This is a genomic window from Microbacterium sp. NPDC089696 (genome assembly GCF_044749125.1).
GTDB lineage: Bacteria > Actinomycetota > Actinomycetes > Actinomycetales > Microbacteriaceae > Microbacterium.
The window spans coordinates 19,990-33,795 of sequence record NZ_JBIVHF010000004.1 but is presented as its reverse complement, the minus strand read 5'-3'; the positions used below and the strand labels follow the sequence as shown (position 1 = coordinate 33,795).

Below are 13,806 nucleotides of genomic sequence, written 5' to 3'. Positions count from 1 at the left end.
CTCCGCTCAGGCGCTGAGGCGCGTGCGCCGCGAGAGCATGCCCCGATCGGCACGCGTCTGCGGAGGGATCGCCGACAGCAGCGACTTCGTGTAGGGATGCTCAGGCGTGCGGTAGACCGTCTCGGTGTCGCCCACCTCGACCATGTCCCCGAGGTACATGACCGCGACGCGGTCGGCGATGTGACGGACGAGGGACAGGTCGTGCGCGATGAACACGATCGACATCCCGAGCCGTTCGCGCAGGTCGCACAGCAGGTCGATGATCTGCGCGCGGATCGAGACGTCGAGCGCCGAGACCGGCTCGTCGCACACGAGCACGTCGGGGTCGAGGGCGAGAGCCCGCGCGATGCCGATGCGCTGACGCTGACCGCCGGAGAACTGGTGGGGGAAGCGCGAGGCCATCTCGGGTGCGAGGCCGACGAGCTCCAGCAGCTCCGCGACCCGCTCACGTCGGCTCGCGGGCGAGCCGGTACGCGTGGCGGCGAGGGGCTCGGAGACGATCTGCTGCACGGTCATGCGCGGGTTCAGCGACATATAGGGGTCCTGGAACACCATCTGCACCCCGCGACGCAGGGTCTTGCGATCCGCGAGGCGGCCGCGCGTGACGTCCTGGTCCCGGTACACGAGCGACCCGGCGTCGGGGGAGTCGAGGCCCACCAGCATCCGGGCGAGCGTCGACTTGCCGCTGCCGGACTCGCCGACGATCGCGAGGATCTCTCCCGGCCGCAGGCTGAGGTCGACCCCGGCCACCGCGGCGACCCGGTGCGCCCGACGCCCACTGCCCGAGCGGAACGTGCGCTCGACGCCCGTCGCCCGGAGGATCGGGGCGGCACCGTCGTCTTCGGCTGCCGCGCTCACGTCCTTCGGCATCGAGTGCAGGAGCTGCTGCGTGTACGGATGCTGCGGGGAGGTCAGCACCTCGTCGGCGCTGCCGGCCTCGACGATGCGTCCCGTGCGCATCACGGCCACCTGGTCGGCGACCTCCATCACGACGCCGAGGTCGTGGGTGATCAGGAGGATGCCCATGCCCAGACGGTCGCGGAGCGACAGGAGCAGGTCGAGGATCTGCGCCTGGACCGTGACGTCGAGCGCGGTGGTGGGCTCGTCGGCGATGATGAGGTCGGGGTCGAGCGCGATCGCCATCGCGATGAGGATGCGCTGCCGCTGACCGCCCGAGAACTGATGCGGGTAGTCGTGCACGCGCTTCTCGGGGGACGGGATGCCGACGAGCGTGAGCAACTCCACGGCGCGGACGCGGGCGTCGCGACGGCTGATCCGCCGGTGCGCACGGAGCAGGTCGATGATCTGGTCGCCGATGCTGAGCACGGGGTTGAGCGCCGACAGGGCGTCCTGCATCACGAGGCTCACGGTGACGCCGCGCAGGCGACGGTGCTGCTCGGGGGAGAGGGAGAGGAGGTCGGCGTCGCCGAGGCGCAGCGTGGTCGCGCCGACCTCGCCGTCCTCGATGAGCCCCATGATCGCGCGGGCGGTCATGGACTTGCCCGATCCGGACTCGCCGAGCAGGGCGAAGACCTCGCCGCGGCGCACAGACAGGTCGATGTCGTCGACGACACGCGCGCTGCGTCCGTCTCCGTGCAGGGTGACGGTGAGGCCGCGGACTTCGAGGACGGGGCCGTTTTCCGATCCGGACGTGTTCTCCATGGAGCCATCATGCCAGGACTTCGGCTCTGAAATGTTTCGATCAGGAAACATCTGTGCCGAATTTTCGCAAACTAGTTGACACAGACGCCGAAATCGTCGAGATTCGAGGAAATCTCCCGACGATGGATCGGGGAGGCACCCGCACACCGAACCGAAGGAGCGCATCCGTGCTCGAACCAGCAGACCGCTACACCGGCTACACCGCGTACGACTACCTCGAAGCGGGCAAGGACTACCGGGAGTTCCGCTACGCGGCACAGATCGGCCGTGTCCCCGCGTACGAGGGCCTCGAGCTCAGCGACGGGCAGAAGGAGCGCACCGAGCGCCTCCTGCGCGAGGAGACCGTGATCTCCCTGCACGAGCATGTCCAGGTCTTCCCCGAGGACATGGGCGAGCTCCGCGACCACATCCGCCAGGGCCGCGAACCCACCGGCTACCAGGGCCTCGCTCGTTCGGGTCTCACCGCCGTCTTCGACAACGGCATGGACGGCACCTGCTGCATCTCGAGCGACGCGGGCTGGAAGTATCAGGATGTGCTCTTCGACCTCGGCGTGCGCATGGCCGACCTCGCCCATCAGGACTTCGTCATCAAGGCGGAGTCCATCAAGGACATCCGCCACGCGGCCGAGACGGGCCGCGTCGCCCACATCTTCGCGCTCGAGGCCTCGACCATGATCGAGAACGAGGTCGATCGGCTCGACGTGCTGTACGGCTTCGGCGTGCGTCAGATGGGGATCGCGTACTCCGAGGCGAACATGCTCGGCGGCGGTCTCAAGGAGCGCGGCGACGGCGGTCTCACCTACTTCGGCGAGCGCGCGGTCGAGCGCATGAACAAGCTCGGCATCGCGATCGACATCTCGCACTCGGGCGACCAGACCTGTCTCGACGTGATCGCGCACTCGAAGGTCCCGGTGTTCATCACGCACGCCGGCGCCCGGGGCCTGTGGCCGACCAACCGCATGAAGACGGACGAGACCATCATCCAGTGCGCGAAGCGCGGCGGCGTCATCGGCATCGAGGCCGCCCCGCACACCACGATCTCGCCCCAGCATCCGAAGCACTCGCTGGACTCGGTCATGGACCACTTCCAGTACTGCGTCGACCTGGTCGGGCTCGAGCACGTGAGCTTCGGCCCCGACACCCTGTTCGGTGACCACGTGGGCCTGCACGACGCGTTCTCGTCCAACCTGTCGCTCGGCCAGGCGCACGCCAACGTCGAGTACGAGAAGCAGCCGTACGTCGACGGGATCGAGAACCCCGCCGAGGCGTTCTACAACATCATCGGCTGGCTCGTGAAGCACGACTACTCCGACGACGAGATCCGCGCGGTCGTCGGCGGGAACACCATGCGCGTCCTCGAGGAGGTTTGGGTCTGATGAAGCACAGCAAGTTCCTCGCGCTCGGCGCGGCCGCGGCACTCGCCGTCGGCCTCGCCGCGTGCGCACCGACGGCGCCGGAGCCGGGGGAGTCCTCCGGGGCCACCGGCCCGAGCGACGAGACTCTCAGCATCGGCACGACGACCGACGTCGTGAACTTCAACCCGGTGCTCGGCAACAGCCGTACGGACTCCTGGGTCACCAACCTCATGTACCCGCACCTGCTGAGCATCAGCGACGACGGGACGAAGGAGGAGCACGTCGCCACCGACTGGGGCTACGTCGACGACACCACGGGGTTCTACGAGATCCGGGACGACCTGACCTGGAGCGACGGCGAGCCGCTGACGGCCGAAGACGTCGCGTGGACGCTCAACGCGGTCAAGCGCGACCAGGCGCCCGGCACGTTCTACGGACAGCTCGGCAGTCTCGACACCGCGACCGCCGTCTCGGACACCCGGGTCGAGCTCACGCTCACGCAGCCGGACTCCTCGATCATCGACGAGATCGGCTTCTGGGGCGTCGTCGTGCCGAAGCACATCTTCGAGCCGCAGGGATCGATCGCGGAGTTCGCGAACGACGGGAGCACCGGCGGATGGGTCGGCATGGGGCCGTTCATCCTCGACGACTTCCAGGTCGGGCAGCACTACACGCTGAAGCGCGTCGAGGACTACCCCCTCGTCGAGGGTGGCGTCCCCGGCCCCGCCGAGGTCGTGTACCGCGTGTACCCCGACGTGAACACCGAGATCCTCGCCCTGCAGAGCGGCGAGATCGACGTGATCGCGAACGCCCTGCCACCCGCGCAGGTCGATCAGCTCAGCAGCACCGACGGCCTCCAGGTCATCGAGGCGCCCGGACTCGGCTACGCCCACCTCGTGTACAACATGGAGAAGCCCGACCTCGCGAAGACCGAGGTGCGCCAGGCGCTCGCCCACGCGGTGGACTACGACGCCATCCGCACGGTCGTGCTGCAGGGGCAGGCGGTCTCGACCGGGTCGAGCGCGCTCATGCCGGTCTTGGCCAAGTACTACGACGACTCCGTCACGGAGTACGAGTTCGACACCGACAAGGCGCGCTCGCTCATGGAGGACGCCGGTTACACCGCCGGCGCCGACGGCACCTTCCCGATCTCGTTCCGTCTGATCTACTCGCTGCAGGACAGCGTCACGAGCCAGTGGGCGCAGATGGTGAAGGACAGCGCGGCCGAGGCCGGCATCACGATCGAGCTGCAGGGCACCGAGCGGAACACGTACCTCTCGATGACCAACGAGGGCGACTACGACATCTACGCCGGCAACTTCGCGATCATGGACGACCCCGTGACGAACTTCGCGCTGTCGTACCTCCCCGGTGGAGCGATCAACTACACCCACGTCGACGACCCGGAGCTCAACGCCCTGATCCAGGAGGGCATGGTCACGTTCGACGAGGACGACAAGATCTCGATCATGCGCGAGGCCAACAAGATCGTGCACGAGCAGGTCTACGACAACATCATGTACACGCAGAACCTGTTCTTCGCGGCCAGCGATGAATGGGCCGGCTTCATCTCGAAGCCGAGTGAGCTGCTCTCGATCGTGAACCCGCTCTCGCTCGCGAGCGCGCACCCGGTCGAGTAAACACCGCACATCTCGAGGAAGGTCGCCCGGGTGTCCCGAGCATCGTTCATTCTCCGTCGCGCAGGGCGAGGCCTGCTCACGATCTGGTTCGCCGTGACCGTGACGTTCCTGCTGCTCCGCCTGCTCCCCGGAGACCCCGCACTCGCCCTGGCGAGTCCGAACATGACCGACGCCATCCGGGCGACCATCCTCGAGCAGTACGGGCTCGACCAGCCCCTGATCGTCCAGTACGGGCTGTACATGTGGCAGCTCGTGCAGGGCAATCTGGGGATCTCGTTCACGCAGTCGATCCCCGTGCTGGACGTGCTGCTGCAGCGGCTTCCCTGGACGCTGCTGCTCACGATCACGGCGCTCGTGCTGACCATCCTGATCGGCATCCCGCTCGGTGTGGCCGCCGCCTCGCACAAGGGGCGCTTCATCGACCGCGCCGTCCAGATCCTCGGCGTCACCGGACAGTCGCTGTTCGTGCCGAGCGTCGCGATCCTCCTGCTGTTCGTGTTCGGACTCAACCTCGGGTGGTTCCCGATCGGCGGGGCGTACACCAACAACACCTACGGCATGGAGTGGTACCTCAGCGTCGCGCAGCACCTCGTGCTCCCGGCCGTGTCGCTCATGCTCATCCAGGTCGGGTCGTACGTGCTGACGATGCGGTCGACCCTCATCGAGACGCTCAGTGAGGACTACATCCTCCTCGCCAAGGCCAACGGACTCCGCGGCCGTCGCATCCTCTGGAAGCACGCGCTGCGCAACGCGCTCCTCCCCACGACGACCCTGATCGGCCTGCAGCTGGGCTTCCTCGTCGGCGGAGCCGTGCTCACCGAGACCGTGTTCGCCTACCCGGGGATCGGGCGCGGCATCTACGAGGCCGTCACGCAGCTCGACTTCCCGGTGCTGCAGGGCGCCTTCCTCATGCTCGCCGCGACGGTCGTCGTCGCGAACACCGCCACCGACATCGTCTACGGCTACCTCGACCCGAGAGTGAAGACGTCATGACCGCTCCGCTTCTGCCCTCCGCCGAGGGCGCGCCCCTCACCGAGCCGGCCGCGGTCGGCAGCGAGCGCGCGAGCGCGCACACGTGGCGCGCGTTCCGCCGAGACCCGCTCGGCATGATCTCCCTGGGACTGCTGATCCTGCTCGTGGTCGTCGCGCTCGCCGCGCCGCTCATCGCGCCGTACCCCGCCAGCTACGGGCCCGACGTCCTGCGCCCTCCGGGCGGCGAGCACTGGTTCGGGACCGACGCCCTCGGGCGGGATGTGTTCTCCGAGGTGATCTGGGGCACGCAGCAGAGCGTGCTGGTCGCGGTCGCCGCCTCCGTCATCGCGATCGTGTTCGGCACGATCATCGCGGTGGTCGGCGCCTACTTCCGACGCCTCGACAGCATCATCAGTGTGATCGTCGACATGACGCTGTCGCTGCCGGTGCTGCCCCTCATGATCCTCATCGCCGCCCTCGTCGGCCCGAGCACCAGCACGATCATCTTCGTGGTCGCCGCGTTCTCGTGGCCCGAGGTCACGCGTCTCGTGCGCTCGCAGGCGCTCACGGTCGTCGGCCTGCCCTACGTCGACGCCTCGCGCCTCATGACGACCTCCCCGTTCTGGATCATCACGCGCCATGTGCTTCCGGCCGTCACGCCCGTCGTGGTCGTCTCGGTCGTCGTGACGGCGTCCCGCGCGGTGCTCTCGGCCGCCGGACTCGCGTTCCTCGGACTCGGCGATCCCACGACGTGGTCCTGGGGACGCATCCTCTACGAAGCGCAGCAGGCCGGCGCCATGGTGAGCGCGTGGTGGCTCACCCTGTTCCCGTCGATCGCCATCCTCATCCTCGTGCTGTCGGCGACACTGCTCTCGATCGCCTACAACGACGCTCGCAATCCCCGCCACCTCAAGCGATGAACGGAGCAGAACACATGGAACGGTTCGACCAGCGGCTCGCTCCCGAGTTCTTCGACCGCACCCAGGCGCGGGTGCGGGAGATGATGGCGGAGGAGGGCTTCGATGCGCTCCTCACCGAGAGTCCCGAGGACATCGCGTATCTCACGGCGTTCTTCCACCACCCGTCCGAGCGCCCCGTCGCGGTGTGGCTGGAGGCCTCGGGTCGCGTCGTCCTGCTGCTGCCCGAGCTCGAGCGGGAGTACGCGCAATCGCAGTCCGCACGCGGCGAGCTCGTCGCGTTCTTCGAGTACCCCGGGGTCGTCCCGCCGTTCGCGGTGCTCGCCGATGCCGTGCGACCGCGCGGCCGGGTCGGCTTCGCCTCGACCATGCCCTACGACCGCCTCTCCGCGGCGCGTGCGGCGATGGGCGCCGCCGACCTCGTCGGCACCGATCTGATCACGCGCGCCCGCTTCGTGAAGCACCCGGAGGAGGTGGCGCTGCACCGTGAGGCGGCGCGGATCACCGATCGGATGCTGGACGCCGGCGTGCAGCTCGTCGTCGACGCCGTCGCGGCCGGGGGAGACCTGCCGACCGAGGCCGAGCTGGAGAGGCACGTCACCGCGACCGGCGCGGGCCTCATGTACGCCGAGCACCGCAACGTCGTCGTCGCGTCGCTGCTCGCCGGCGGACTCGTGTACTCGGGAGCGAACTCCGCCTTCCCGCACGGCCTGCCCTCGGTGAACCGGCTGCGCGCCGGCGACACGTTCATGCTGTCGCTGGGGTGCGCCGTCGGCGGGCGCTTCATCGAGGGGGAGCGCACCTTCGTGCTCGGCGAGCCCACGACCGAGCAGCGCCGCTATCACGACACGATCCATGCCGCGCAGCAGCTCGGCCGCGAGACCATCCGCGAGGGACTGGAGTGCCGCGAGGCGAACCGGCTGTGCCTCGACGTGATCCGCGACGCGGGGCTGGGGGAGTTCATCCGGCACCGCCAGGGCCACGGCATCGGCCTCGGGATGCACGAGGCGCCGTGGCTCGAGGACGGCGACGACACGGTGCTCCGGGCGGGGATGGTGGTGTCGAACGAACCCGGCATCTACGTGCCGGGGCACGCCGGGTACCGGATCAGCGACAGCATGCTCGTGACCGTCGACGGTGCGGAGGCGCTCACGACGTTCCCCCGCGCGCTCGACGACTGCACGATCCCGATCTGACCCCAGTGCGCCGTCGAGCACGCCACACTCCAGAGATCACGACAGGAAGAGGAAGACGATGACCAGCACACCGGAGGTCTCCCCGGAGTTCGCCGCAGCGACCAGCGACCACGAGTGGGTCGAGATCAACGGCAACCATCTGGCGGTGGAGGTGCTCGGCCCCGAGGACGCACCCGTCATCATCACTCATCACGGGGCACCCGGCCTGGGGTCCCGGGCCGAGCCGCGCGCGAGCTTCGGCCGCCTGGCCGACGAGTATCGCGTGGTCGTCTTCGACGCTCGCGGCAGCGGTCAGAGCGAGGGCGAGGGCGTGTACAGCCACGAGCAGTGGGCGGCCGACATCGACGGCCTGCGCGAGTGGATCGGCGCCGAGCGCATCGTCATGGCCGGCGGCTCCTACGGCGGGTTCATGGCGATGGAGTACGCGCTGCGCTATCCCGACCGGGTCGCGGCGATCGTGCTGCGCGACACGTCGCCGGACAACTCCAACGCGCACCTCGCGCGCGAGAACGCCCTCGCCTCCGACCGCGTCACGATCGACATGGAGAAGTTCGACCGCATCGACGTCGGACAGGTGCGCGACGACGAGGATCTCAAGGACTGCTGGCGCGAGATCCTGCCGCTCTACGACTTCGTGTACGACCCGGAGGCCGTCGAACGCAAGGTCCAGGCCACGCCGTACCGCTACCGTGCGCACAACTACGCGTTCTCGGTGAACCTGCCGAACTACGACCTCAAGCCGCGGCTGCCCGAGATCGCGGTGCCGACACTCATCACCGTGGGCCGGACCGACTGGATCACGCCAGTATCGTGTAGCCAGACGATCGCCGATCTCATCCCGGACTCCGAGATGGTGGTGTTCGAGAAGTCGGGGCACTCCCCGCAGATCGAGGAGGCAGAGGCGTGGACCGAGACCGTGCGCACGTTCCTGCACCGGGTGCACCCGCCGACGGCATGAGCTCGGCGCCCCTGGTGAGGGACGTCACCGATCTGGACCGACGCATCGTCGTCGCACTGCAGCAGGACGGCCGCGCGAGCTGGACGTCGATCGCCGAGTTCGCCGGCGCCTCCGTGTCCACCGTGACCCGACGCGGCCAGCAGCTCCTCGCGGAGGGGATCGTTCGCGTCGGCATCGTGCCGACGCTCGGCAGCGAAGGGCACGTCGAGACGTTCTTCGTGCGCATCAACTGCACGCCCGGTTCGCAGCTCGGCGTGGCGGAGGCGCTCATCGGATCGCCGTACGTGCGGTTCGTGACGCTCGTGACCGGCAAGTTCGACGTGTTCGCCGAGGTCGTGATCCCCGGAGACTCCGCGAACTACGCGCACGTGCTCACCGATCTGCAGGCCATCCCCGGGGTGGAGCGATGGCGCAGCGATCTCGTCGTGCACACGTACAAGGTGAGCTTCGACTGGGGGCGACAGCTCTACGACTCGCACGCCGAAGCCGCGAGCGACCCCACGTCGTACATGCCGGCGCCCAACACCTGTGACCCCTCGCACTTCGACGACGCCGATCACGCGATCGTCCGCGAGCTCAGCGACAACGGGAGGGCATCGTTCCTGTCGATCGCCGCGAAGCTCGACATGAACGAGAGCAGCGTGCGACGCCGCTACGAGCGGATGCGTTCGGCGGGGTGCCTCACGACGGTCACCATGGTGCCGGCCTCCGCTCTCGGCATGAGCGCCGAGACGCTCCTGATGCTGCGCGTCGAGCCGTCGCGGCTCGCGTCGGTGGCGCAGACGCTGTCGCAGCACGTGTCCGTGCGGTTCCTGGCGGCCGCGCTGGAGGAGAACTCGCTCTACTGCGAGATCATCCTGCCGAGCACGGAGACCCTGCACGACTTCCTCACCGGCACGATCGCCCAGCTCAAGGGCGTCAAGGGGTGGAACGCCGCCATGGAGCTCGTGTTCATGAAGCGCGGCTTCATCGAGACGCCGTGGTGGCGCGCACAGGTCGCCTCCGCGGGCGGGAGCTGATCAGGCGTCGCCCTCCGCGGCCAGTCGATCGGCGTCGGCGCTGTCAATGCGGTCCGGGTTCGCATCCGGGTCGAGTTCGCGTTCCCCGTCGACCTCGCGGATCGCGGGATCCAGGTCGTCGTCGTCTCCGTCCAGCGGCGGGATCGGGGGAATGGGGGGATTGCTCATGACGTGCTCCTCTCGTGGCTGGTGAAGCCACGCTACGAGCGACCCGCGGTGCGCAGGAGTCCGTTGACGTGCGGGCCGACGAGGAGTACGCCTAGACCGTCTCGTCGCGCTTCCTGCGGAAGGGGCGGGCGGGGGTGTGCGGGCCGTCCCACACCGTGATGATTCCCCAGGCGACCGCCGCGAGCGGGACCGAGAGGACCGCCCCGACGATGCCGCCGAGGATCGTCCCCGCGGTGAGGGCGAGGAGGATGACGAGAGCGTGCAGCTTGAGCGAGCGCGCCATCACGACCGGCTGCAGGAAGTTGCCCTCCAACTGGTTCACGAGCACGACGATGCCGACGACGATCAGCGCCGCGAGCGGGCCGTGCGTCACGAGCGCGACGAGGGCTGCGAGGATGCCGGCTGCCGTCGCGCCCACCAGCGGGATGAACGCGGTGAGGAACACGATCACGGCGAGCGGCACGGCCAGCGGGATCTGCAGGATCGCGAGGCCGATCCCGATGCCGACGGCATCCACGGCGGCGACGATCGAGGTGCCCCGGATGTAGCCTCCGAACACGTCGACCGTCTTGTCGCCGATGCGGCGAGCGCGCTCGTAGCTCGCTCCGGTGAACGGCCGCAGCAGGAACTCCCAGATGCGCGGACCGTCCTTGAGGAAGAAGAACAGCACGACGATCATCAGCGCGAGGCCGGTGAAGAAGCTCGCGGTGGCGGAGACGCCGGCCAGCGCCCCGCGGCCGAAGGAGGCGCTCGTGAGGAAGTCTCCCGCGCTCGCCCAGACGTCGTCGAGATCGATCGACGCGATGTCGAAGGGCAGCGTGTCGAGCCACGCGGTCACCTGCGTGATGCCGTCGGTCGCGGAGTCGACCAGGTCGTCCCACTGCGAACGCACCGTGAGCACGATGACCCAGACGATGCCGCCGAGGACCGCGAGGATCCCGATCAGCGCGATCCAGGTCGCGAGGATCGACGGCACGCCCTTCCGGCGCATGAGGGCGACGAGCGGGTGGATCGCGCAGGCGAGGATCAGCGCGATGGTGACGGGGATGAACACGAGGGAGAGCTGGGTGATGACGAGGACGCCCACTGCGACGAGCGCGAGAACCGCAAGGGTCTGGAGGCTGCGTGTGGCGGCGAGGCCCCAGCCGCGCGACCACAGACGACCGGTCTCGCCCGTCAGGCGCGCGGCCGCCTCGTCGCTCATCGGCTCCGGTCGCCGGAACAGTCCCATCACGTGTGCCTCCCACTGCTCGCTGATCGGTGCCTGGTCTTTCTATCAGACCATCGCAGGAGGACAAGACCCTGGCTATCCGGCGCGAGCCGTGCCATCGGTGATGGCTCGGGAGCTCAGGCGTGGGCTTCCGCGACCGTGCGCCAGCGCGCGGAGAACTCCTCGGCACGGTCGTCCGACCACTGCGGCTCGTAGGTCTGCACGGGCGTCCACGGGATGATCGCGTCCTCGAGGGCGAGCCCCGGGGTGACGGCGCATCGTGCGAGGGCGGCGGCGCCGAGCGGGGTCGCGTGCGACGAGGGGTACACGTCGACGCGGATGCGCATGAGATCGGCCACTGCCTGCATGAGCACCCGGCTCCGGGTGAGCCCTCCGTCGACGCGCAGACGCTGCAGCGGGCGCTCCAGGTCGCCCGCCATGGCCCGCGCGAGTTCGGCGACCTGCGCCGCGATCCCTTCGAGGACGGCGCGGACGAGGTGCTCGCTACCGGTCGACAGCGTCATGCCGGAGAAGGTCGCGGTCGCGTCCGGGCGCCACCAGGGCGCGGCGAGGCCCGCGAGCGCCGGCACGCAGAGCACGCCGTGCGAGTCGTCGGCGGCGACACGGTCGAGGTCGGCGGCGGTGTCGATGAACGTGAGACGCTCGAGCCACTGCACGGCGGAGGCGGCCGTGTAGACCTGGCCGTCGAGGCAGTACGTCGTGCGTCCACCCTGCTGCCACGCCACGGACGATGCCAGTCCGGCCGTGGAGCGCACGGCCTCACGACCGGTGTTCGCGAGCAGGAAGGCCCCGGTGCCGAACGTGCACTTCGCCTCGCCCGGCCGCAGACACGCCTGGGCGACGAGCGCGGCCTGCTGATCGACCACGAGCCCGCCGACCGCTGCGGACGCTCCGAACGCCGTGGTGGAGCCTGCCACGTCGTCGCACGCGAGGATGCTCGGCATCCGCTCGTCGGCGAGGCCGAACAGAGCGAGGAGCCCGGGGTCCCACGACACCTCGTCCAGGTCGACCACGAGGGATCGGCTGGCGGTGGAGGCGTCCGTCACGAACTCCCCGGTGAGCCGGTGCAGCAACCAGCTGTCCGAGGTCGTGACGACGCCCTCGGTCGTGATCTCGCGCCGCAGCCACGCCTGCTTCGGAGCGGAGAAGTACGGGTCGAGCACGAGTCCGGTGCGCGCGGCGATGTCGTCGGCGTGCTCCCGGAGCTCCGCGCAGATCGACTCCGACCGCCGGTCCTGCCAGACGATCATGTTCGAGAGGGGACGCCCGGTGTCGGGATCCCACGCGAGCACCGTCTCGCCCTGGTTCGCGAGGGTGACGACGTCGACGTCGACGTTCGCGGTGTTCACGGCGACCCGGCCCGCGCGGAGGACCGAGTCGAGAACGGCATCCGGGTCGTGCTCGACGCCGCCGCCGGGGAGATAGGTCGGGCGGACCGTCACCTCGCTGAGCGCGAGGACCTCGCCGTCGGCGCCCACGACGACGGCCTTGGTGCCGGAGGTGCCCTGATCGATCGCGAGGACGGTGGTCATGACGCCTCGCTCTCGCGGTGCGCGGCCGTGCGGCGCCACCAGGGCCCGTCGGCGACGATCGGGGCGGTCGGCGTCGGCGGGCGGAGCTCACCCACCGGGATGCCGAGGTCGGGGAGCATCCCGACGACGTGATCGGCGATGCCGAGCGACGCGGTGAGGCCGGTCGAGCGGATCGCGGCGACGTTGATCAGTCGAGCGTCGACCGTCGATGGGCCGACCACGTAGTTGCTGTCGCGCCCGGCCGGTCGCAGACCCGCGTAGCTGAAGACCGGCTCGAGGCCCGCGAGCGTCGGGAACTGCTCGACCGCCTTCGCGAGGATCTCGTCTCGCGCCTCGGGGCGGACGCTCCAGTCCTCCTTGTCGTCGAGGTCGACCGCGGTGGGGCCGGCGACGACCTTCCCGTCGAGCGTCGGGAACACCAGCACGCCCTTGGTGCGCTTGGTCGGCACGGGCAGGATGATCCGGTCGAGCGTCTCCCCGTCCGGCAGCTCGAACACGAAGAACTCGCCCTTGCGCGGATAGATCTCGAAGGAGTCGTCGCCGATCAGTCGGGCGATCTCGTCGACGTAGAGGCCGGCCGCGTTGATCGCGACTGCGACCTCGTGACGTCCGCCGTCCGCCGTGTCGAGGACGAGTCCCTGGTCCGTGGGGGTGATCGCGGTGACTCGGGCACCCGTCTCGATCCGCGCACCGGCGGCGACCGCGGACGCGGCCAGCGCCCTCGTGAACGCCACGGGGTCCGTGACGGACTCGCCGGGGACGAGCAGCGCTCCGTCGGAGGCGCGGATGCTCGCCTCGACGCCGTTCGCGGCGGCGTTCGCCGCGAGAGCGCGGACGGTCTCGTGGTCTTCCGGTGTGCGCGGGACGAGCTCTGCGCCCGCGGGGATCGTCGGGACGCCGAGCGCGTCGAGGATCGCGGGGCGGATGTGCGCGGCTCGCAGGATGAGGGTGGTCTCGAGCTGCCCTGGCGTCGAGTCGAACCCGGTGTGCAGCACACCGGAGTTGGTCCCGCTCGCGGAGAGCGCGAGGTCGGACTGGGCTTCCAGGAGCAGGGCATCGACGCCGCGGTGGGCGAGGACGTGGAGCAGGGCCGATCCCACGACGCCTCCGCCGATGACGGCGACGACGGGGGGAGGGGTGGAGGCGTTCACGGGCG

The 13,806-nt window shown here is 69.4% G+C and carries 12 protein-coding genes; 7 read left to right on the top strand and 5 right to left on the bottom strand.

Annotated features, from left to right (window positions below; all coding sequences use genetic code 11):
* Positions 1-6: 6 nt before the first annotated feature.
* The gene (locus tag ACIPY8_RS17715) at positions 7-1,662 is read right to left on the bottom strand and encodes a dipeptide ABC transporter ATP-binding protein (RefSeq protein WP_400821046.1); all 1,656 of its coding nucleotides are present in this window, start codon (positions 1,660-1,662) and stop codon (positions 7-9) included.
* Between the two features lie 167 nt (positions 1,663-1,829).
* Here ACIPY8_RS17715 and ACIPY8_RS17710 point away from each other — a divergent pair, with 167 nt between their 5' ends.
* Genes ACIPY8_RS17710 through ACIPY8_RS17680 form a run of 7 tightly spaced genes read left to right on the top strand, consistent with a single transcriptional unit; the run spans position 1,830 to position 9,719 of the window.
* The gene (locus ACIPY8_RS17710; protein WP_400821044.1) at positions 1,830-3,038 is read left to right on the top strand and encodes a dipeptidase; all 1,209 of its coding nucleotides are present in this window, start codon (positions 1,830-1,832) and stop codon (positions 3,036-3,038) included.
* Complete coding sequence (locus ACIPY8_RS17705) at positions 3,038-4,657, top strand: ABC transporter substrate-binding protein (RefSeq protein WP_400821042.1); 1,620 nt, start codon at positions 3,038-3,040, stop codon at positions 4,655-4,657. Before ACIPY8_RS17710 ends, ACIPY8_RS17705 begins: the two co-directional genes overlap by 1 nt.
* 30 nt (positions 4,658-4,687) lie before the next feature.
* The gene (locus ACIPY8_RS17700; protein ID WP_400821039.1) at positions 4,688-5,650 is read left to right on the top strand and encodes an ABC transporter permease; all 963 of its coding nucleotides are present in this window, start codon (positions 4,688-4,690) and stop codon (positions 5,648-5,650) included.
* A complete protein-coding gene (locus ACIPY8_RS17695; protein WP_400821037.1) occupies positions 5,647-6,549 on the top strand; it encodes an ABC transporter permease in 903 nt (300 codons plus the stop codon). The genes ACIPY8_RS17700 and ACIPY8_RS17695 overlap by 4 nt, the downstream gene beginning before the upstream one ends.
* A gap of 14 nt (positions 6,550-6,563) precedes the next feature.
* The gene (locus ACIPY8_RS17690; RefSeq protein ID WP_400821034.1) at positions 6,564-7,742 is read left to right on the top strand and encodes a M24 family metallopeptidase; all 1,179 of its coding nucleotides are present in this window, start codon (positions 6,564-6,566) and stop codon (positions 7,740-7,742) included.
* A 58-nt stretch (positions 7,743-7,800) separates the two neighbouring features.
* Positions 7,801-8,700, top strand: a complete 900-nt coding sequence (locus ACIPY8_RS17685; protein WP_400821032.1) for an alpha/beta fold hydrolase — start codon at positions 7,801-7,803, stop codon at positions 8,698-8,700.
* Positions 8,646-9,719, top strand: coding sequence for an Lrp/AsnC family transcriptional regulator (locus ACIPY8_RS17680; protein ID WP_400821030.1), 1,074 nt, complete (start codon positions 8,646-8,648; stop codon positions 9,717-9,719). Before ACIPY8_RS17685 ends, ACIPY8_RS17680 begins: the two co-directional genes overlap by 55 nt.
* Here ACIPY8_RS17680 and ACIPY8_RS17675 read toward each other — a convergent pair whose 3' ends face one another.
* From ACIPY8_RS17675 to ACIPY8_RS17660, 4 genes are all read right to left on the bottom strand, one after another.
* Positions 9,720-9,887: a hypothetical protein gene (locus tag ACIPY8_RS17675; RefSeq protein ID WP_400821028.1), complete on the bottom strand. Its 168-nt coding sequence runs from the start codon at positions 9,885-9,887 to the stop codon at positions 9,720-9,722.
* 91 nt (positions 9,888-9,978) lie between these two features.
* Positions 9,979-11,118, bottom strand: coding sequence for an AI-2E family transporter (locus tag ACIPY8_RS17670; protein WP_400821432.1), 1,140 nt, complete (start codon positions 11,116-11,118; stop codon positions 9,979-9,981).
* A gap of 116 nt (positions 11,119-11,234) precedes the next feature.
* A complete protein-coding gene (locus ACIPY8_RS17665) occupies positions 11,235-12,650 on the bottom strand; it encodes an FGGY family carbohydrate kinase (RefSeq protein ID WP_400821025.1) in 1,416 nt (471 codons plus the stop codon).
* A complete protein-coding gene (locus ACIPY8_RS17660) occupies positions 12,647-13,801 on the bottom strand; it encodes an NAD(P)/FAD-dependent oxidoreductase (protein WP_400821023.1) in 1,155 nt (384 codons plus the stop codon). Before ACIPY8_RS17660 ends, ACIPY8_RS17665 begins: the two co-directional genes overlap by 4 nt.
* Between the last annotated feature and the right edge of the window lie 5 nt (positions 13,802-13,806).